This window comes from Acidovorax sp. Root275 (assembly GCF_001428965.1).
Taxonomy (GTDB): Bacteria; Pseudomonadota; Gammaproteobacteria; order Burkholderiales; family Burkholderiaceae_C; genus Acidovorax; species Acidovorax radicis.
Map to the genome: position 1 here is coordinate 216,139 of NZ_LMJH01000008.1, position 18,901 is coordinate 235,039.

The following is an 18,901-nucleotide window of genomic DNA, read 5'->3' on the forward strand; positions in this document are numbered from 1 at the left end:
GCTGGTCCGGCGCGGGCCTTCCCCTGAGGTTTCATCAACAGGTGCCACCGTGGTGCCAGGCCACGCCGCGCCCGCTTCACTGGCGGTCCAGCTGTTTCGAGCCAAGTGTCAGTGACAGGCAGGGGGCGGGGTGGGTGTCTGTCTATTGCGCCGGCGCTCGCCAGGGCGTGACAAAGACTAGGGAAAACCCTAAATTTGGGTCAATCGGTGAAAAAGACCTAAATTTCCCCTTCTTTTTGCCGTAATGAATTACGAAGACGGCGAAAAAGCCTCTGAATTCCGAGCACATCTCTCAACCATTGGGGCCACTGCCATGCAAATGCCACCTGTCGACCGATCGCCGAGTTGGCGTCCTCAGGGCGCTGATTTGTATTCCACTGGCGCCTCTGGCGCGCCGCCGGTGCGGCCCATCAATGCGTCCAACCCCGTCGAATCCATGGACCGGCTGGGGGAGGGCGCCATCGTGCGCGAGCCCGACAAGCCCTCCGCGCCCGACGTGGCCAACCGGGACTGGACCGAGGTCAAGAAAAAGGACACCGTCGAGGAGCCGCCAGAGCCGCCCAAGGAGCCCATCTACAAACAACTGCTGGAGCTGATCCAGTCGATGTGGCGGGCCAGCGGCAGTGCGGTGGAGGTGGCGCAGGACATCAACAAGATGACCCTGCAGGAGCGCATGGCCCAGCAGGTCAAGAATGAGCCGCTGACCTACTCGGACCCCAAGATCAAGCGCACAGGCGGCTTGTGAAGGGTGTGCTCCTGAAATAATAGCTATTGGCGCAATTCAGATAAGCGCTAAGGCCAAATTTCATCCATTTTTTGCAGCATTTCCGGCGTCAAGGCCGGGGCGATGAGGCGGGAGCCGTTGCCTGGGCCGCCCGCTGGTGCTCCCGCTCCGCGCGGTACTTGGCGGCAAAGGCCCGCACTTCCTCGTACGACACATAGCCATCCTTGTCCGTGTCTGCATCGTCGAACGCGGCGGCCAGGCGGGGAAAGAGCTTGACCTCGGTGCGGCTGAGCTTTCCATCCCCATTGAAGTCCAGCATCTTGAATTCGCGCATGGCCTTGATCTCTCCCTTGCTCAGGGCCGCCTGTGACTCTGCCGGGGCGCTGACGGCAGGTGGTACCGGCGCAGCGGCAGGAGGTGTGGCCAGTGCGGCGCTGCCCAAGGCTGCCGCCATGGCGCTCACCGCCAGGGAAAATCTGATGCGCAAAACAGGCTCCTTTGTGGACTGGCAACGATGTTGGCACAGTTGAGCGTGCGCGGGCGGAATGCAACCCAAGCTTTGCAGCTTTCACCCGGTGTTGCAGGGGTGTGCAGAACTTTTCGCAGCAACGCAGGCCCGCGTTCGGCGCCGGTTTACCCGCCTGCAGGGCGCAGGGGGTTGGAGATGCCACTGTTCACGTGCCCGGCAGGGACATGGCGGGCCGCCGAGGTCACATGGCCCGTCTGGTCGTCGAAGAAAAAGTCGGGTTCGAACTCGCGCAGGAATTCGCCCTTGGGCAAGCCGCCCAGGAACATGGCTTCGTCCACGTCGATGTTCCAGTCCATCAGCGTGCGGATCGCGCGTTCGTGCGCGGGGGCACTGCGCGCCGTGACCAGGGCCGTGCGGATGCGCATGCCGGTGGTGCCGCCAGCCTCACCGGCGGATTGAAGCCGGTGCAGCGCCGCCAGCAGGGGCTTGAACGGGCCATCGGGCAGGGGCAGGGCGGCCTTGTCGGTCTCGTGCTGCTGGAAGGCGGCCAGGCCTTCGGCCTGGTACACCCGCTCGGCCTCGTCGGAGAACAGCACGGCGTCGCCGTCAAAGGCAATGCGCACTTCCTGCGGGTTCGCGTCGCCGGCCCGCACCGATTCGGTGATCACCCGCGCGGCGGGGTAGCCCAGGTGCAGTGCCTCGCGCACATCGGCCTCGTTGGCCGACAGGAACAGGTGCGCGCCCAGGGGACGCAGATAGCGAAAAGGGTCGCGCCCCTGGGTGAACACGCCGCGCTGGATGGTCGGCAGCCCATGGGCGTTGCAGGAGCGGAACACGCGCATGCCACTGACCGGGTCATTGCGCGAGAGCAGCACCACCTCCACCCGCTGGTGCTCCGAGGTGTTGAAGGCGAGCAGCTTGCGCACCAGCGAGAACGCCACGCCAGGTGCGGCGGGCACGTCCAAGCGCTGGCGTTGCAGGTCCACATAGGCTCGGTCATCGCTCTCGTGCTCGAAGACGCGGTTTTCTTCCTCGAAGTTGAACAGCGCCCGCGAAGAGATCGCCACCACCAGCTTGTCGTCCAGGGTCACGGCCATAGAGTCACTTCACGAACTGGTTGAGTTGGATGATGGGCAGCAGCACGGCCAGCACGATCAGCATCACGATCATGCCCATGCCGACGATGAGCAAAGGCTCCAGGATGGTGGCCAGCGCCATGGCGCGGCGCTGCACCTCGGTGGAAAGCTGCCGGGCGGCGCGCTGCAGCATCACCGGCAACTGCCCGGTTTGCTCGCCCAGGCGCGCAAACATCGACAGCAGGCCGGGGAAGCGCTTTTTCTGCGCCAGCGCCGAGGCCAGGGGCGCGCCTTCGCGCACCAGCACCAGCGCCTCCAGCGCGTCGGCGCGCAGTGCGCGGTTGTTCAGTGTTTCGGCGGCGGCCTGCAGGGCCTTGAGGATGGGCACGCCCGCACCTGCCAGCATGGCCAAGGTGCCCGCAAAACGCGCTGCGTTGTAGCCGCGCGCCAGCTTGCCCACCAGCGGCAGGTTGAGCCAGGCGGCATCGAATTTTTCGCGAATGTGGCCAATGGTGAGCGCCCAGCGTGTGCCGAAAGCTATCAAAACGAAAGCAATCAGCATCATCAAACCATAGCTGCGCACAAAAGCGCTGATGCCCAGCATGGCCACCGTCAGGAAAGGCAGCGCCCGCTTGGTGCCTGCAAACACGCTGGCCACCTGGGGCACCACGTAGCCCACAAGGAACAGCACGATCACGATGGCCACGATGGTCACGATGGCGGGATAAAGCGCAGCGCCCACCAGCTTGGCCTTGAGCGCCTGGCGTTCTTCGAGGTCGTCGGCCAGACGCTCCAGCACCAGGCCCAGATTGCCGCTGTGCTCGCCCGCGCCGATCACGGCGCAGTAGATGTCGGAAAACTCGCGCGGGTGCTGCGACAGGGCGCGCGCAAACGTGGCCCCCGCATTGACCTCGGCACGCAGCGCGGCGACCAGATGGCGCTGGCGTTCGTCGTCAGATTCTTCGGAAAGCGCTGTGAGGGCGCGTTCCAGCGGGAGGCCAGACGACACGAGCCCGGCAATCTGCCGCGTCCAGATCGACAGGGCCGTTGCGCTGAACACAGGCCGGGTGAACAGGCGCTGGCCGAGGCTGGCCGAGCGGCCATCCAGCGACTGGCCGGTCTGCACCAGCTCCACGGCCAGCGGCACCAGCGCCTGGGCCCGCAGCAGGCTGCGCGCGGCCTTGGCGGTGTCGGCCTCCATGAGGCCCTTGCGGGTCTGGCCCTGGGCGTCCAGGGCTTCAAAGGAAAAAGCGGGCATGCGGGCGTGGGCGGTAAGGCGTGGGCGTCAGGGAATCAGACAACGGCGGGTGGGGGCAAAACTGCCCTGCAGTCCGTGATGGTAGCCGCTACCCGAGGGCACTTGCCGCGCGGTGGGTCCCTCTGTCAGCGGCGTGACCCAGGTCAAGGTGCCGGTATGCCGGGCGCGCAGAATGAAAACGGATCTGTGGCATCGGGTTGCAGGTGTTCTGAAGGAACCAGGAGTCTTTCATGCTGAAGAACAAGGTGGCGTTGGTCACGGGGGCATCGTCGGGCATTGGGCGTGCCATTGCGCTCGTGTGGGCGCGCGAAGGCGCCAAGGTGGTGGTGTCGGATGTGAACGTGCAGGCGGGAGAAGAAACGGCTTCGCTGGTGCGTGCAGCGGGTGGTGACGCCATTTTTGTGGCGGCCGACGTGGGCAAGCCTGAGGACTGCGAAACGCTGGTCAACCGTACTGTTGCCCACTACGGCCGTCTGGACGTTGCCTGCAACAACGCTGGCATCGGCGGCCCGCAGGCGGCCACTGCCGACTACCCGCTGGAGGGTTGGGCGCAGGTCATCAACATCAACCTGTCGGGCGTGTTCTACGGCATGAAGTACCAGATCGCGGCCATGCTCAAGAACGGTGGCGGCGCCATCATCAATATGGCGTCCATCCTGGGCTCCGTGGGGTTTGCCACCGCGCCGGCCTACACGGCCGCCAAACACGGTGTGGTGGGGTTGACCAAGGCGGCAGCCCTTGAATACAGCAGCCATGGCGTGCGCATCAATGCTGTCGGGCCCGCTTTTATCCACACGCCGATGATCAGCGGGCTGGAGCAGGATGCGGGCATCCATGCCATGCTGGTGGGCGCACACCCCATCGGCCGCCTGGGGCTGCCCGAAGAGGTGGCCGAGCTGGTGGCTTGGCTGGCGTCCGGCAGGGCTTCGTTTGTGACCGGGGCTTATTACCCGGTGGATGGCGGATATCTGGCGCGGTGAAGCGCCGGTTCGGTGTCTGGTCCGTCCACCACGGATGGCGGCAAATGGCGGTATGGCGCTGGCGTGTCTCGGGGCGGAATGCTTCCCGTGGGCTCGGATGTGGCGCGGGCGAGACGGGCCGCCGTAGTATGCAATCTAGGCCTGTGCCACTTGCGGTGCTTGCGCTTAATATGCGGCAGTTAGGGTTGCCGCCATGGCGCCGGCCCCAGTATTGACTCACTAAGGAGAAAAACGTGAACAAGACGACTGCCCTGGGAGGGGTTTTTGCCGCTTTGGTGTTATCTGCGTGTGGCGGAGGCGGAGATGACGTGGTGGCGCCCCCGGCCAAACCTCCCGCAACCGTGGTCACGGGCGTGGAAGGCCTGTGGACCGGGGCGACCACCGACCCACTCAATGTGCAGGGTGTGGTGCTGGAGAATGGTGAAAGCTGGAGCATTCTGACCGACACGGTCGGAACTGTGGTGGGTATGTCGCTCGGCACCGTCCAGACAGCGGGCCCAGATGTCGTCTCTGGCAGCGGGCGTTTTCTCAATGTGGTCGATGAGGCAAACGTTGCCAACCGGAAGACGGAGCCTGTCAGCTACACCGGCAAATACGCGGTGCGGGACTCGGTGCAAGTCACGGCTTCCAATGGCGTGAAGTTCTCAGGCACCTATGGCGTGCTCTATGAACAGCCTGCTGTCGTGAGCGAGTTGCTGGGTAATTTCACGGGAACGGGCATTGGCAACCAGGTCAGGGAGCCCCTGATATCCGTCGCCATCACCACGGGCGGATTGGTGTCAATTCCTTCCTACCCAGGCTGCTCGGTGCGTGGGACCGTGGTGCCACGCGCCAGCGGCCGGAATGTGTTTGATCTGCCACTGACCTTCAGTGGGACCAGCTGCCCGGTGGGCGATGGTGTGGTCATCCAGAACGTCGTTCTTTACAACGACACGACCCAAGCGATCGTGATCATGGGTCAGAGCGCTAGCAAGGCGCAGACCTTCTTCTACACAGGGCAGAAAACCTAAGTCCTCACGGTCTTTGGTGGCGGTGCTCCCACGCTTCGGCGTGGGCCTGCGCCGCGATGTCCAGTGAGCGCAGGCGCAGCGCCGGGTCGTGCACATCGCTCACCAGCATGAGTTCATCGGCCCCGGTGGCCTCGCTGAGTCGCTCCAGGCCGGTGCGCACCGTGTCTGGACCCCCAATGACAGCGGCGGCCAAGAAATCGCCAATCGCGGCGCGCTCCTGCGGCTGCAGGTGCGCCGCATAGTTTTCGATGGGCGGCAGCAGGCGGCGGCGGTCGCCCGTCAAAATGCCCAGCACCCGCTGGTAGGTGCTGCTGGCCAGAAACTCCGCTTCTTCGTCCGTGGGCGCTGCAATCAGCGGCACCCCGATCGCCACATAGGGCTTGGGCCAGGCGGCGGACGGGCGGTACAGGTTGCGGTACAGGTCGATGGCCTGGTGCAGCAGGCGCGGCGCAAAGTGCGAGGCAAAGGCATAGGGCAGGCCGCGCTCGGCCGCCAGCTGCGCCGAGAACAGGCTGGAGCCCAACAACCAGATGGGCACGTTGGTGCCCGCGCCGGGCATGGCGATCAGGCGCTGGTTGGGTTCGGCGGGTGCCAGCAGGCGCTGCAACTCGGCCACATCCTGCGGAAAGTCGTCGGCTGTTTCCACCCGGCTGCGTCGCAGTGCGCGCATGGTGGTGGGGTCGGTGCCAGGAGCGCGGCCCAGGCCCAGGTCGATGCGGCCGGGGTACAGCTCGGCCAGCGTGCCAAAGGCCTCGGCCACTATCAGCGGCGCGTGATTGGGCAGCATCACGCCGCCCGAGCCCACGCGGATGCGCGAGGTGCCGCCTGCAATGTGGCCCACCAGCACGGCGGTGGCCGAGCTGGCAATACCCGCCATGTTGTGGTGCTCTGCCAGCCAGTAACGGACAAAACCCAGCTTTTCAGCGTGTTGCGCGGTGCGCAGGGCAATCTGCAGCGCGTCGGCCACGGTACCGCCCTCTCGGACGGCGACAAGGTCGAGCATGGACAGGGCGGGGCGGGTGGCGTTGGACATCATCTGCGCATTGTCCGGCGGCCACCACATCGGTGCTGGCTCCCGGCGCAGAGCTGGCAGGAACAGAAGGGTTGCCTTGCGCAGTTTTTACCAGTGGGTGATTTTTTGGTAGCCAAAATGGCGCCGCACCCACAGAATGTTTCAAGGCACTTCCGGCGGGACCATTTCCGGTGCTGCGGGCGGGGCGCCTTCACAGGGACCAAGCATGGGTTTTTTCAGCCGTTTGTTCAAGATCCGGGAGCAAGACCCCACCAGCCCCGACACGACCTGGGCCATGGAAGACAACGGCAGCGAGCTGGTGCTGGACGCAGAGTACGCATCCATGCTCATGACCGAGATCGACATCGATGCGGCCATCGCCAGCCACGAGCGCTGGCGCCTGCAACTGCAGGACATGGTCAATGGCCGCTCGCAGGAGGTGATGCGGCCCGAGCGCATCTGCCAGGACGACCGCTGCGACCTGGGCCGGTGGCTCTATGGCACGGGGCGCGTGCGGCTGGGGCATTTCCCGGCGTTCGACATGCTGGTGGCCCGGCACAAATACTTTCACCAGCAGGCGGCCGATGTGGTGACCGCGTTCCAGGCGGGCGAGCAGCAAAAGTCTGTGCAATTGCTCAACAGCAGCTGCCGCCATGCGTCCAACCAGGTGCTGCTGCTGCTCAAGGAACTCAAGCGGGGCCTGGGGCGCTGACACCCTGGAGTGTTGTCGGCGTGCGCAGACAGGGGCGGTGCCCACCCTGCCATCGCGTGCTGGACAAGCTCACTTTTTAATAGCGAAAAATGTTCTTCAGCTAAGCGCTAGAGCCATTTCCACGTCAAATTCTGCGGTGGTTTCCGCCACCACGCCTGCGCCAGGCCTTGCCGCCTCGGTCCACCCGCCAGCATCGGCACACAGTTCTTACATCTGAAGACACGGCCGCCCGTGAGAAACGGCACTTGCGTGGCTATCCTTCGGCGCGCGCCAACCATTGCTTGCAGTTGGTTGCGCAAAAACACAATCGATTCAAGACCAATCAAAAAACTGACTGACGTCAGAGAGGGAACCCCGATGGACCGCCGTAAATTGTTGACGCTCGTGACCCTGGCTTCCGGCGTGAGCGCCGTATCGCCCGTGTGGGCGCAGTTTGACCTGGGCAAGATGCTGGACGCGGGCAAGGACCTCGCCAAGTCCGAAAGCCTGTCGGACGAGGAACTCAAGAGCACGTTCGACCAGATGTCCGCCGAGATGGACCGCCAGAACAAGGTGGCCCCCGCAGGCAACCCCTACGCCACCCGCCTCACCAAACTCACCTCGGGCCTGGGCACGTACGACGGTCTCAAGATGAACTTCAAGGTCTACCTCACGCCCGAGATCAACGCCTTCGCCATGGCCAACGGCACCATCCGCGTGTATTCGGGCCTCATGGACAAGTTCACCGACGACGAAGTGCGCTACGTGATCGGCCACGAGATCGGCCACGTCAAGGCAGGCCACACCAAGGCCCGCATCCAGACCGCCCTGCGCACCAGCGCGCTGCGCAATGCCGTGGCGTCGAGCAACGGCAAGGCCGGTGCCATCGCCAGCTCGCAGCTGGGTGACCTGTTCGAGAAAGTGGTGCGCGCCCAGCACTCGCAAAGCAATGAGCGCGAGGCCGATGACTACGCCATGGGCTTCATGAAAGCCAAGCGCTACCAGCCCGCCGCCTGTGTCACGGCCCTGGAAAAGCTCGCCGCCATGTCGAGCGGAGATTCCACCAGCTTCCTGTCCACGCATCCTTCGCCCAAGGAGCGTGCTGATCGGCTGAAGACGCAGGTCGCCTGACCCTTCGCTGCTGCGGAAACCCTGGTGGGGCTGTACCGCGCTTTTGGGCGCGGTATTTTTTTGCCCGGCTTTTGTGCCGTAGGCAGGCCGTGTCCGGGTGAATCAGCCGCCCCGATGCTCCGGGGACGCCTTGGGGGTCAGTAGCTGCGCCCGCCCTTGTACATCGCATGCTGGCGCCGGTTGAGCGTGGCCGCTTCCCCCAGCCGGCCCATGGCCGCCCCGGCATGTGCGTGGGTGATGGCCATGCCCAGGCCGTCGGCGGCGTCGGTGCCCGGCAGGCCGGGCAGGCTGAGCAGGCGGCGCACCATCTCCTGCACTTGGCTCTTGGCGGCGCGGCCGTGGCCGACCACGGCTTTTTTCATCTGCAGCGCGGTGTATTCGGCCACCGGCAGGTTGCTCGCCACCAGGGCCGTGATGCAGGCGCCGCGCGCCTGGCCCAGCAGCAGGGTGGACTGCGGGTTGACGTTGACGAACACGATCTCGACCGAAGCCACGTCGGGCTCGTAGCGCGCTGCCACTTCGGTGATGCCGTCGAACAGGATCTTCAGGCGCCCGGGCAGATCGCCCAGCGCCAGCGTGGTGGTGCGGATGGTGCCGCTGGCCACGTAGCTGAGCTTGTGGCCGTCCATGTCCACCACGCCAAAGCCGGTGGTCTGCAGGCCGGGGTCGATACCTAAGATGCGCATTTGCTCATTATTTGATAGCTTTTTGCGCTTATCCATCAAGCGCTAGCGGTCATTTTTGCTTGTAAATTGACTGCCGATCACCTAGAGACCGAAGTACCAGCGCACCGAATGGAAGAACACCGGCGCCGCAAAACACAGCGCATCCACCCGGTCGAGCAGCCCGCCCGCGCCGGTGACCGACATCCCTTGCATGCCCCAGCTCGTGATGCCACGGTCGCGCTTCAGGGCCTTCATCACCAGGTGCCCCAGGCTGCCCGCCACACAGGCGAGCAGGGCCATGCCCAGCGCCTGGCCTGGCTTGAACGGGGTGATGAACGTGAGCAGCCCGCCGGCCAGACCCCCGGCCGCCACACCGGCCAGCCAGCTCGTCCACTGAAAACTCTGGCTCACCTGCGGCGCCACGGGCTTGTGGGGGAAGCGCCGCCCCAGCAGGTGCTGCACCAGCATGCAGGTCTGCACCACAAACACCAGGAAGAACACCAGGAATGCGCCCTTGTCGCGGTAGCCCGGAAAGTCCAGCAGCAGCAGCGCGGGCACATGGCTCATGCCATACACGCAGACCATGATGCCCCACTGCAGCTTAGCGTTGCGCTCCAGAAAACGCTGCGGGTCGTTGGCCAGCGCGCTCACCACAGGCAGGGCCAGGAACACGTAGACGGGGATGAACACCGTGAACAGGTCAAAGTGCTTGCTGCCCACGATCCAGAACTGCAGCGGCAGCACCACGAAGAACGCCAGCACCAGGCTGCGGTGGTCGCCACGCCGCGTGGGCGACAGCGTGATGAACTCGCGCAGCGCAAAGAAACCCACGATGGCAAACAGCACCGTGGCCACCGTATCGCCCAGGACCCAGCCAATCCAGAACACCGTGGCCATGGCCCACGAGGTCTTGAGCAGGCCCCAGAAGCGCTTGGCCTCCAGCACGCGTGCTTCCGCTTCGGGGTCGTCGTTGGCGTGCTCGCGCAGATTGCGCACAAAGGCCCAGACGGTGACAACGGACAGGATGCCAAACATCACCAGGAACAGGGCGCCGATCTGCTGGGTGGCCGTGAGATTGCGGAGGAAGTTGTTCATGTCGTTGCCGCCCGGCCGCCCGTAGGCAACGACGCGCCCCCTTGGGCAGCGAACCGCGAAGCGATGAGCGTGGGGGTCATATTTAAACTTCCCGCAAGGCGATCACGGCGCGGCGTGCGCGGTCCAGGAACGGGCGACGTTCTTCGCCCGCTTCCAGCTGAACAGGCTCCCCAAAGGTCACCGAGCACAGGATGGGCACCGGCACCACTTCGCCCTTGGGCATCACGCGCTGCACGTTGTTGATCCAGGCGGGTACCAGCACCACCTGCGGAAACATCTGCGCCAGCTTGAACAGGCCGGACTTGAACGGCTGCGGCTCGTCGCCATGGCCGCGCGTGCCTTCGGGAAAGATCACGATGGAGTCGCCGCTCTCCAGCGCGCGCACCAGCGGGGCCAGCGGGTCGGACTCGGGCAGGGCGGCGCGCAGCTCCTCGGGGCTGGGCGTGCGGGGCGGGGCTTCGGGCGAGGGGTCGGGGCCTCCGGCCATGGCGGTGTCCGTGCTGGCAGAGGCGACGGCCATCGCGTCCAGCCCACCGGCCGATTCAGCCGCCACGGGCACAGGGGCGCGCGCGGGCGTGGCCTGGCGGTCTACATACACGGCGTTGAACACGGCGGTGGTGATCCATTGCCGAAACGGTGTTTTGGTCCAGTAGTCCTTGGCGGCAATGGGCCGGGTGATGCTGCGCAGCTCTTCGGGCAGCGCCGCCCAGATCAGCACCATGTCGGCGTGGCTCTGGTGGTTCGCAAAATAAATGCGCTGCTCGGCCTTGGGCGGGCAGCCGTACCAGCGGGCCTGGGAGCCGGTCAGAAACCGCACGATCCCCAGCAGAAGGAAACTCATCAACTTGGCAAGCATGGCGCGGATGATACGTGGCGGTGTGCCCCGTGGCGAAGGGCTGCCGCCGGGCGGCCAAAACCACTACACCCAGATGCGATACGCCCAGAACGCTTCGTCACCGTAAATGCCGTCATACAGTGCCTGCGGGGCGTAGCCGGTGATGCGCCGCGTGACGCGGCACAGGTGTGACTGGTCCGAGAAACCCGCGCCCGCCGCCACATCCGCCCACTTCACCGTGCCGTGGGCGGCGTCGGCTGCGATGGTGTCGAAGAACGCCTGCTCGGCCTTGCCAAAGCCGCGCAGCTCGCGCAGCGGCAGCCCGGCCCAGCGCTTGATGCGGCGCTCCAGCTGGCGCAGGCTGCGGCCTGGGGCCGACACGGCGGCGCGTTGCGCGAGGTGCATGGCCCAGTCGCCATAACGCTGCGCCTGCATTGCTTGCACGGGTCGGCAGGCTTGCCAGCGGGGCTCCAGAAACGCCTCCAGGTACTCCATGCGGGCGGCGTCATCGGGCTGGTGCTGCACGGCCTCGCACATCGTTATCCAGTCGGGCGGCAGCAGGGTTTGCGCGTCCAGCATGCGGTCGGTCAGCGCCTCAGGCTCCAGGCCGGTGAGCTGGTGCAGCGCATCGGGCATGAACATCACCATCATGGCGTGGGTAGGCTCGGCGCAATAGCTGGTGCTGGGCCGGGTGTGCGGGCCGGCCAGCACCCAGCGGCCGGGGATGGGGTCACGCGGACTGTTCAGGTCGGCCATGGTGTCGGGGTGCTCGGGCACCAGGCATTCGCTGCGGCCCTCAAACCACCAGCTCAGGCTGCACAGGGGGGTGGCCGGGAAGCGGTTGATGCGTTGTGCATCACTGAGAACATGGCCAACCGTGCTGCGCACCAGCGTGCCGCGCAGGCATGCCGACAGGCTCGCGCGCGGTAGCCACAGCTGGCCCGAGGGGATCAGCCCCTGTGGATGCCGTGCGGAAGGTGGGACCAAGGTTGCCATGCGCCGCGAGTGTAGGCGAGTTGCGATGTCGAATTCGTTCAATACCCGGCCGCCGTTGCACCGCAACATGCACGCCATGACCCACACCACCACCGCCACCCCATCGATGCCAGCGGCACCTTCCCCCTCTGCGCAGACTGCACCAACCCGGGGCCACCAGCCCGGTGGCCCGGTCAGTCGCTGGTGGGGCTTGCCCTTGCTGAGGGAGATGCGTGCCGATTACCTCGGTTTTGTCACCCGCCTGCAGCGCGACCATGGCGACCTGACCCGCATGCGCCTGGGCAACGAAGACGCCAGGGATCTTCTGTCGCCCGATCTCGTGCGCGAGGCGCTGGTCACCCACGCGGACCAGCTGATCCGCTGGGAACGCGGCATTGCCGTGTTCGAGCAGGTGTTCGGCCAAAGCGTGCTGGTGACCGAGGGCGACACCTGGCAGCGCCAGCGCCGCATGCTGATGCCAGCCTTCAGCCCCAAACGCGTGGCGGGCTATGCGCAACTGATGACCGATGCGGCCCGCAGCGCGCTCGACGCGGCCGTGCCCGCAGGCCAGGCCGAAGCCCTGGTGCCCATGGACACACTCTGGACCGATGTGGCCATGGACGTGATCCTGCGCACGCTGTTCAGTGAGTCGGCAAAGGCCGATGCGCGCGATGCCGCCTGGGCCACGCAGACGCTGTCGGAGACGGCGTTCCGGGAAATGTTCATGCCCTTCACGCTGCCCGACTGGCTGCCCCTGCCCGGCAAGGCCGCCAAGCGCCGCGCGCTCAAGGCGCTCAAGGCGCTGGTGCAGCGCCACATCGATGCGCGCAGACGGGAAGAGAACGACCCGGCCGGTGCCCCACCACCGCGCACCGACCTGCTGCACATGCTGCTGGCGTTGCGCGACGAAGGCACTGGCGAGCCGCTGTCGCCGCAGGAAGTGTTCGACCAGTGCATGGTCAGCTTCCAGGCCGGGCACGAGACCAGCGCCACCACGCTGCTGTGGTGGAGCCGCGTGATGGCCGAACACCCTGAGGCCGCGCAGCGCGCGCAGGCCGAGGTGGACAGCGTGCTGCCCCCGGGCCAGACGCCTGGCCCCGAGCACCTGGCCCGGCTGCCCTTTCTGGCAGCCACGCTCAAGGAGGCACTGCGCCTGTACCCCCCCATCGCCGCGCTGATGACCCGGCGCACCACCGCACCCATCACGCTGGGCGGGGTGGATGTGCCAAAGGGTGCCATGCTGCGCATCACGCCCTGGGTGCTGCACCGGGATGAACGCTGGTTTGCCCGGGCCGACCAGTTTGTACCGGAGCGTTTTCTGGACGATGCCCCGGCCATCCCCAAAGGCGCGTGGATACCGTTTGGCTTGGGCCCGCGCGTGTGTATCGGTCAGCACTTTGCGATGCTGGAGATGACGCTGCTGGCGGCCATGCTGCTGCAGCGGTACCGGTTGCGGCTGCCGGAGGGGGCGCCAGCCTGTGCGCCGAAGCTGCAGGTGACTTTACGGCCGGAGATGCCGGTGATGCTGTGGTTGCAAAGGCGGTCGGGTGCTTGCGCCCCTTAGCCAACTCGTCAGTTCGTGAGCATGGAACGTTATAGGCAGCGTCGGACTTCGACCGCAGTCACTGGTGTGCCACCGTTGCTTCGTGTGGTCGAAGTATATTTTTCAGGTGAGACGGACAACATTTCGTAATTGGGAAAACTCTCGGTCGTGACGACCAAGGCCCATATGCAACCTGTGTCGCCCGACACCTGAAATGAGCTGGTGCAGGTGAGCTTGAATTCGCAGCCACTGCTGAGAATTTTTGCGTGCCTGAATATGCCGATACGTGCTCTTATTTCCGCATTTCGGGAAAATTCGGATTCGATGGTTTGATGCATCGTGTAGTTCATGAACGCACCATATGCCACCAGTCCAGGAATGGCAGCTGCAGCCGCAGCGGCAAGCAGAGCCGACGCCCTTATGACTCGTTTTGTTTTCGAGTCAGTTTTAGCCAAGGTTGATCCTGTATTGCTCATAGACGCATTTCTCCCTCTTCACGGCAGCTCCGCCCCCCCCATCCGCGCCAGGATGGTCCGCGTCCGCCCCGCCAGATACGCCGACCCTGGCGTCTTCTCAAACCGCTTGGGTGCGGGCAGCATCACCGCCAGGCGCGCAGCTTCGGCGGCGGTGAGGCGCGAGGCGCTTTTGCGGAAGTAATGCTGCGCGGCCGCCTCGGCGCCGAACACGCCTTCGCCCCACTCCACGCTGTTGAGGTAGATCTCCAGGATGCGTTGTTTGCTCAGCAGTTGCTCCAGCAGCAGCGTCAGTACAAATTCCTGCCCCTTGCGCAGCAGGGTGCGTTCGCCCGACAGCAGCAGGTTCTTGGCCAGTTGTTGCGTGATGGTGGAGCCACCCCGGATCTTGGGCGCGCGCACGGGGCGGTCGGGGGCGCGGGACTGGGCCTTGTTGGCCAGGGCTTCGGCCTTGGCGTTGCGTTCCCAGGCTTTTTCGATGGCGTTCCAGTCCACGCCGTCGTGGCTCACAAAACCATCGTCTTCCGAGGCGATGACTGCGCGCTTGAGCGGGTCCGAGATGCTGGCGTAGGGCACCCACTGCTGGCGCCAGGGGACGCTGCCCTTGGTGGTGAGCAGTGTCCAGGCCTCGGAGCGCTGAAAGCTGGTGGATTCCGGGTCGATGACCACCATGGCCGCAATGCGGACCACGAAGAACAGCTGCAGCGCCACGAAGGCGAGCACCACCAGTCCCAGCCAGCGCAGCACGGCTCTCATTGCGGTGTGTCTCCCCGTGTTCGGTGTTGTTGTCTAGATGGCCTGCTGCATTTCCTGCAGCACCTGCGCCGATGGCGGGCGCACGCCGCGCCACAGCAAGAATGCTTCGGCGGCCTGCTCCACCAGCATGCCCAGGCCGTCACGCGGAATGGCGCCGTGGCGCCGGGCCCAGTCCAGAAAACCCTGGGCGGCAGGGCCGTACATCATGTCGTAGGCCAGGCAGCCCGGGCGCAGCACGTGGGCGGGCACCGGCACTTCGGCACCGGCCAGGCTGCTGGCCGTGGCGTTGATGATGACATCAAAATTGGCATCTAGTGCTTGTGGGGCAAGCGCTAGTAGCTCTGATTTTTGTAGCGATGCCAGTGCGCTGTGCGAATGCGCCAGGGCCTGCGCCTTGGCCAGCGTGCGGTTGGCCACGGTGACGTGGCGGGCACCGGCCAGCAGCAGCGGGCCCAGCACGCCCGCTGCGGCGCCACCGGCGCCCACCAGCAGCACATCGCGCCCCGCCAGGGAGACACCCGCGTTGCGCGTGATGTCGGCCACCAGGCCCAGGCCGTCGGTGTTGTCGGCATAGATGCTGCCGTCGGCGCGGAAGGTCAGGGTGTTGGCCGCACCGGCCAGTTGCACGCGTTCGCTGCATTCGGTGGCCAGACCGGGTGCCTCGGTCTTGAAAGGCACGGTGACATTGCAGCCGCGCCCGCCCTGAGCCGCGAAGTCGCGCACGCCCTGCGCAAAACCATCCATTGGCACCAGGCGGCGCTCGTAGGCGATGTGCTCACCCGTGAGCTGGGCAAAGCGGGCGTGGATGGCGGGCGAGCGGCTGTGTGCCACCGGGTTGCCCATCACGCAGTACAGGTCGGGGGCGAGAGGCGAAGAGGTCATGGGAACAACAAGGGCTGCATGCAGGGAGCGAGGTCAGGCCGGGGCTGCCGCGGAACTGGCTTTGCCAGGCCGCTGGCGGCGTCCCCCAGGAGGGAAGGCACCGCAGGCGACTCAGGGGGGTTACCGAACACTGGTTTCGAGAGTTTGGTCGCGCGTGAACTTGAAGCGCGCCACCATGGCGATCTGGTCGGCTTTTTTGCGCATGTCGGCGCCAAATGCGCCAAAGGGGCCGGCTGCGCGGGCAATGGCCTCGGCGCGCCGGTCCAGCGTGGGGTTGCCCGAGCCTTGCACCACCTCGGTCTCCAACACGCGGCCGTCGTGGTTGACGGTGACGATCATGGTCAGCTCGCCATACAGCTTCTTGCCGCCCTGTTCGGGAAAGTTTTCGGTGCCCTTGTCTTCCACCTTGCGGCGCAGGCCGTCGTAGTAAATGGCGTAGGCCTCTTCGCGCGTGGCGGGGCTGATGTAGCGCTTCTTGGGGCGCGAGTTTTCTTCGTTGATGCGCTTTTCGATCTCAGCCAGCAGCTTGACGAGCTGGCGGCGCTTTTCCTGCTCGTTCGCCTGCTCGGTGCTCTGGCTGGCCTGGCGCGGATCGGGCTCGGGCATGGTGGCCAGTTGCTTGCGCAGCTGGGCCAGCAGCTGCGCCTGCTGCTCCTGCATGGAATCCATCTTGCGCTGCGCTTCCTCAAAGTCGTCGCCGATGGCCGTGAGGGCCGAGTAGGGCAGGGGGCTGGTGGCCCGGCCCTTCTCGGCATCGCCACCGCCTGCCAGGTTGGACTGGGCAATCGCCTGGGCCTTGTCGGGGCGCTCGTTGGACTTGGCATTGACCAGGATGACTTCGAGCGGCGTGTCCTGGAACACGCGGTTGAAACCCTCGGGGTCAATGAAGCGCACCGAGATGAGCGCGGCGTGCACGGCCACCGAGACGCCCAGCGCGAGCTGCAGCGTGCTGAAGGTGCGGAGGAAGGCGGGGAGTTTCATCGCCGGCAATTATCAGGGGGTATTTCGGGACTGTCCGTGGCTGTTGGCGCAGTCAGGAAGCCGCGGCTGCCACAGTGGCTTCGGCAGGGGCCTCGTTCACATCCACCGCGATGGCGATCGGGCCGGCCACGGTGTCGTCGTCCTCGGCATCGTCCACCGGGCCGTCATCGCTGGTGTCGGCCGGGTCGTCCAGGCGCTCGATCACGGTGCCATGGATGTCCAGCGTGATCTCGTCCACGTCGCCCAGCTTGACCAGGAGGCGCGCGCCGCGCGGCAGGTTCTGCGCGCCCAGCACCGGGAAGACCAGCGGAATGTCGTCCGCCCGCACCAAAAAGCTGCCGCCCGGGCCTTCCTTGAAGACGGTGGCGTTCAGCTCGGTGATGCCGTTCTGCTCCACGTACTTGAGCGTCCAGAAGCGCTCCATGCCGCCCTGGTAGCCGTTGTAGGCGCTGTAGGCGCCGTCAAAGCTGCTGATGATGGAGAACAGGTCCGCGTCCTTGGGCTTGAAAGGGGCAGCCAGCGCGGCCGTCTTGCCATGGCGGGCGCAGGCAATGATCTGCCACTGGTTGACCAGGTCGGTGTAGCGGCGCAGGGGCGAGGTGGCCCACGAATACGCTTTGACGCCAATGCCCGCGTGCGGCAGCGCCTTGGTGCCCATGCGCACCTTCACGCCCGGCGCCATGCTGGCCTGGCTGCGGTAGATGCCGGGCACGCCCAGCTCGGCCATCCAGCTGCCCCAGGTGCTGTTGGCCACGATCATGGCCTCGGCCACGATCAGGTCGAGCGGCGCGCCGCGCTGGCGCACGCTGATCTTCACCTGCTCGTCGCCCGTGGGCTCGGCACCGTGGTTGCCAACCAGGCGGAAGTTGTAGTCCGGCCGGTTGAAGTTCTCGGGCTTGCCGCGCACGATTTCGCGGCGGGCCTTGAGGTCTTTGGCCAGGCGGTGCAAAAATGATAGCTGGGGGCGCAGGTCAGACAGGCGCTGCGGGTCGTTTTGATGCTCGAACGCGGGGTTGGACAGCCATTCTTCCGTCACCACTGCATCGAGCTGGTCGTGGCGCAGGTTGGCGACCACATGCACGCGCTCCAGCTTGGTCTCGGAGCTCTTGAACTCCAGCGTGGCTTCGTCGATGGTCACGTACAACGACACGGCCGGGTTGGCGCGGCCTTCGTCCAGCGTGTAGGTCTGCACCACATCGTCGGGCAGCATGGTGATCTTGTAGCCCGGCATGTACACCGTGGACAGGCGTGCGCGGCCGAGCTGGTCGATGGCGCTGCCCGGCTGGATCGCCAGGCCCGGCGCGGCGATGTGGATGCCCAGCACCACCGTGCCCGTGCCCAGGCCCTGCACCGACAGCGCATCGTCGATTTCAGTGGTCTGCGAGTCGTCGATGGAGTACGCCTGCGCGGTGGACAGCGGCAGCTCGTCGGCAATGACGGGCGCGGTGACGGCCGGAAAGCCCGTGCCTTTGGGGAAGTTCTCGAACAGAAAGCGCTTCCAGTGGAACTGGTAGGCCGAGTCGATGGCGCCGGCCTTTTGCAGCAGGTCGAGCGGCGCGGTATGGGTGGCGCGGCTGGCGTCCACCACGGCCTTGTACTCGGGCGCGTTCTTGTCCGGCTTGAACAGGATCTTGTAGAGCTGGTCGCGGATGGGCTGCGGGCATTCGCCGCGTCCGAGGGCTGCGGCCCACTCGTCGATCTGCGCAAGCAGGGCTTTTTTCTTCTCGATGGCGGCCAGCGCCTGCTGCAGGATCTCGGCCGATGCCTTCTTGAACCGGCCCTTGCCCGCGCGGCGGAAGTAGTGCGGCGCGTCGTACAGGCGGAACAGGGCGCCGGCCTGCTGGACCAGGGTGGCGTTCTCGGAGAAATAGTCGCGCGCCAAGTCGGCAAAGCCGAATTCGTCTTCGGGCGCGAACTCCCAGGCCAGGTCCAGTTCGATGGACTCGGCCACGGCCTGCGCCTGGGCGATGAGTTCCGCCGGGGCCGGCTTTTCGAACTTCAGGAGGATGTTGGCGGCCTTGACCTTGACCCGCTTGCCGGAGTCGAGCTCGACCTGGGCGGATGTGTCGGCTTCGGACAGGATACGGCCGGCCATGAATTTGCCAGCTTCTTCAAACAATGCATGCATGGGCGGCATTGTCCCATGGGTGCCAAGCCGGTCCGGCGGCCCATAGGAACCTGCCGGATTTGGAAATCGTCGGCTGTAAATCGGCCGCAGCAGTCCATTTTTGGCTCCGCCGCTCTTCGAGAACACCGTCTTTTTGCCCCATAGCTCGGCTATGGGGCTGCAAATTCGGCAAAAACTGTCCTCGCTGGGGCCGGTTTCCGCTATCGACGCTCAGAGT

At 65.5% G+C, this 18,901-nt stretch carries 19 protein-coding genes; 6 read left to right on the forward strand and 13 right to left on the reverse strand.

From position 1 onward, the window contains the following. Positions 1-313: 313 nt before the first annotated feature. A complete protein-coding gene (locus ASE52_RS11130; RefSeq protein WP_029414343.1) occupies positions 314-745 on the forward strand; it encodes a hypothetical protein in 432 nt (143 codons plus the stop codon). A gap of 88 nt (positions 746-833) precedes the next feature. Here the strand turns inward: ASE52_RS11130 and ASE52_RS11135 are convergent, their stop codons facing one another. From ASE52_RS11135 to gspF, 3 genes are all read right to left on the reverse strand, one after another. Then, a complete protein-coding gene (locus tag ASE52_RS11135) occupies positions 834-1,211 on the reverse strand; it encodes an EF-hand domain-containing protein (protein WP_082606838.1) in 378 nt (125 codons plus the stop codon). A 146-nt stretch (positions 1,212-1,357) separates the two neighbouring features. After that, the gene (locus tag ASE52_RS11140) at positions 1,358-2,290 is read right to left on the reverse strand and encodes a 5'-nucleotidase (RefSeq protein ID WP_010466494.1); all 933 of its coding nucleotides are present in this window, start codon (positions 2,288-2,290) and stop codon (positions 1,358-1,360) included. Between the two features lie 4 nt (positions 2,291-2,294). Further along, a complete protein-coding gene (gspF, locus tag ASE52_RS11145; RefSeq protein WP_010466493.1) occupies positions 2,295-3,527 on the reverse strand; it encodes a type II secretion system inner membrane protein GspF in 1,233 nt (410 codons plus the stop codon). Between the two features lie 230 nt (positions 3,528-3,757). Between gspF and ASE52_RS11150 the strand changes: the two genes are divergently transcribed. Continuing rightward, the gene (locus ASE52_RS11150) at positions 3,758-4,507 is read left to right on the forward strand and encodes an SDR family oxidoreductase (protein ID WP_057226151.1); all 750 of its coding nucleotides are present in this window, start codon (positions 3,758-3,760) and stop codon (positions 4,505-4,507) included. A gap of 233 nt (positions 4,508-4,740) precedes the next feature. Continuing rightward, positions 4,741-5,517 carry a hypothetical protein gene (locus tag ASE52_RS11155; protein ID WP_140426215.1) on the forward strand — a complete coding sequence of 259 codons (777 nt, stop codon included), beginning with the start codon at positions 4,741-4,743 and terminating at the stop codon, positions 5,515-5,517. Positions 5,518-5,521: 4 nt separating this feature from the next. Here ASE52_RS11155 and ASE52_RS11160 read toward each other — a convergent pair whose 3' ends face one another. Then, positions 5,522-6,553 (reverse strand): LLM class flavin-dependent oxidoreductase, encoded by a 1,032-nt coding sequence (locus ASE52_RS11160; RefSeq protein WP_057227174.1) that lies wholly within the window; start codon positions 6,551-6,553, stop codon positions 5,522-5,524. 202 nt (positions 6,554-6,755) lie between these two features. Here ASE52_RS11160 and ASE52_RS11165 point away from each other — a divergent pair, with 202 nt between their 5' ends. Continuing rightward, positions 6,756-7,241 (forward strand): CZB domain-containing protein, encoded by a 486-nt coding sequence (locus ASE52_RS11165; protein ID WP_010466485.1) that lies wholly within the window; start codon positions 6,756-6,758, stop codon positions 7,239-7,241. A gap of 357 nt (positions 7,242-7,598) precedes the next feature. Then, positions 7,599-8,351, forward strand: coding sequence for a M48 family metallopeptidase (locus ASE52_RS11170; protein WP_029414342.1), 753 nt, complete (start codon positions 7,599-7,601; stop codon positions 8,349-8,351). A gap of 137 nt (positions 8,352-8,488) precedes the next feature. Here the strand turns inward: ASE52_RS11170 and ruvC are convergent, their stop codons facing one another. The 4 genes from ruvC to ASE52_RS11190 form a co-directional block, all read right to left on the reverse strand. Then, positions 8,489-9,037, reverse strand: coding sequence for a crossover junction endodeoxyribonuclease RuvC (gene ruvC, locus ASE52_RS11175; protein WP_010466481.1), 549 nt, complete (start codon positions 9,035-9,037; stop codon positions 8,489-8,491). Positions 9,038-9,118: 81 nt separating this feature from the next. Continuing rightward, positions 9,119-10,111 (reverse strand): phosphatidate cytidylyltransferase, encoded by a 993-nt coding sequence (locus tag ASE52_RS11180; protein WP_057226153.1) that lies wholly within the window; start codon positions 10,109-10,111, stop codon positions 9,119-9,121. 82 nt (positions 10,112-10,193) lie between these two features. Next, positions 10,194-10,967: a lysophospholipid acyltransferase family protein gene (locus tag ASE52_RS11185; RefSeq protein WP_057226156.1), complete on the reverse strand. Its 774-nt coding sequence runs from the start codon at positions 10,965-10,967 to the stop codon at positions 10,194-10,196. A gap of 63 nt (positions 10,968-11,030) precedes the next feature. Beyond that, positions 11,031-11,942 (reverse strand): helix-turn-helix domain-containing protein, encoded by a 912-nt coding sequence (locus ASE52_RS11190; protein ID WP_241776980.1) that lies wholly within the window; start codon positions 11,940-11,942, stop codon positions 11,031-11,033. A gap of 76 nt (positions 11,943-12,018) precedes the next feature. Here ASE52_RS11190 and ASE52_RS11195 point away from each other — a divergent pair, with 76 nt between their 5' ends. Beyond that, positions 12,019-13,485, forward strand: a complete 1,467-nt coding sequence (locus ASE52_RS11195; RefSeq protein ID WP_241776981.1) for a cytochrome P450 — start codon at positions 12,019-12,021, stop codon at positions 13,483-13,485. A 29-nt stretch (positions 13,486-13,514) separates the two neighbouring features. On the opposite strand, the gene ASE52_RS25650 is transcribed toward ASE52_RS11195, so the two are convergent. From ASE52_RS25650 to ASE52_RS11215, 5 genes are all read right to left on the reverse strand, one after another. Beyond that, positions 13,515-13,940, reverse strand: coding sequence for a hypothetical protein (locus ASE52_RS25650; RefSeq protein WP_140426216.1), 426 nt, complete (start codon positions 13,938-13,940; stop codon positions 13,515-13,517). An 18-nt stretch (positions 13,941-13,958) separates the two neighbouring features. Next, positions 13,959-14,693, reverse strand: coding sequence for a monofunctional biosynthetic peptidoglycan transglycosylase (gene mtgA / locus ASE52_RS11200; RefSeq protein WP_029414341.1), 735 nt, complete (start codon positions 14,691-14,693; stop codon positions 13,959-13,961). A 33-nt stretch (positions 14,694-14,726) separates the two neighbouring features. After that, positions 14,727-15,575 carry a shikimate dehydrogenase gene (aroE, locus tag ASE52_RS11205; protein ID WP_057226160.1) on the reverse strand — a complete coding sequence of 283 codons (849 nt, stop codon included), beginning with the start codon at positions 15,573-15,575 and terminating at the stop codon, positions 14,727-14,729. A gap of 120 nt (positions 15,576-15,695) precedes the next feature. Next, a complete protein-coding gene (locus tag ASE52_RS11210) occupies positions 15,696-16,556 on the reverse strand; it encodes a TonB family protein (protein ID WP_010466467.1) in 861 nt (286 codons plus the stop codon). A gap of 52 nt (positions 16,557-16,608) precedes the next feature. Next, positions 16,609-18,684, reverse strand: a complete 2,076-nt coding sequence (locus ASE52_RS11215) for an RNB domain-containing ribonuclease (RefSeq protein WP_057226162.1) — start codon at positions 18,682-18,684, stop codon at positions 16,609-16,611. Positions 18,685-18,901 lie beyond the last annotated feature (217 nt).

Coding starts and splice junctions, on each gene's coding strand:
- ASE52_RS11130 (WP_029414343.1), top strand. CDS start 314: ATGCAAATGCCACCTGTCGACCGATCGCCGAGTTGGCGTCCTCAGGGC.
- ASE52_RS11140 (WP_010466494.1), bottom strand. CDS start 2,290: ATGGCCGTGACCCTGGACGACAAGCTGGTGGTGGCGATCTCTTCGCGG.
- gspF (WP_010466493.1), bottom strand. CDS start 3,527: ATGCCCGCTTTTTCCTTTGAAGCCCTGGACGCCCAGGGCCAGACCCGC.
- ASE52_RS11150 (WP_057226151.1), top strand. CDS start 3,758: ATGCTGAAGAACAAGGTGGCGTTGGTCACGGGGGCATCGTCGGGCATT.
- ASE52_RS11160 (WP_057227174.1), bottom strand. CDS start 6,553: ATGATGTCCAACGCCACCCGCCCCGCCCTGTCCATGCTCGACCTTGTC.
- ASE52_RS11165 (WP_010466485.1), top strand. CDS start 6,756: ATGGGTTTTTTCAGCCGTTTGTTCAAGATCCGGGAGCAAGACCCCACC.
- ASE52_RS11170 (WP_029414342.1), top strand. CDS start 7,599: ATGGACCGCCGTAAATTGTTGACGCTCGTGACCCTGGCTTCCGGCGTG.
- ruvC (WP_010466481.1), bottom strand. CDS start 9,037: ATGCGCATCTTAGGTATCGACCCCGGCCTGCAGACCACCGGCTTTGGC.
- ASE52_RS11180 (WP_057226153.1), bottom strand. CDS start 10,111: ATGAACAACTTCCTCCGCAATCTCACGGCCACCCAGCAGATCGGCGCC.
- ASE52_RS11185 (WP_057226156.1), bottom strand. CDS start 10,967: ATGCTTGCCAAGTTGATGAGTTTCCTTCTGCTGGGGATCGTGCGGTTT.
- ASE52_RS11190 (WP_241776980.1), bottom strand. CDS start 11,942: ATGGCAACCTTGGTCCCACCTTCCGCACGGCATCCACAGGGGCTGATC.
- ASE52_RS11195 (WP_241776981.1), top strand. CDS start 12,019: ATGACCCACACCACCACCGCCACCCCATCGATGCCAGCGGCACCTTCC.
- ASE52_RS25650 (WP_140426216.1), bottom strand. CDS start 13,940: ATGAGCAATACAGGATCAACCTTGGCTAAAACTGACTCGAAAACAAAA.
- mtgA (WP_029414341.1), bottom strand. CDS start 14,693: ATGAGAGCCGTGCTGCGCTGGCTGGGACTGGTGGTGCTCGCCTTCGTG.
- aroE (WP_057226160.1), bottom strand. CDS start 15,575: ATGACCTCTTCGCCTCTCGCCCCCGACCTGTACTGCGTGATGGGCAAC.
- ASE52_RS11210 (WP_010466467.1), bottom strand. CDS start 16,556: ATGAAACTCCCCGCCTTCCTCCGCACCTTCAGCACGCTGCAGCTCGCG.
- ASE52_RS11215 (WP_057226162.1), bottom strand. CDS start 18,684: ATGCATGCATTGTTTGAAGAAGCTGGCAAATTCATGGCCGGCCGTATC.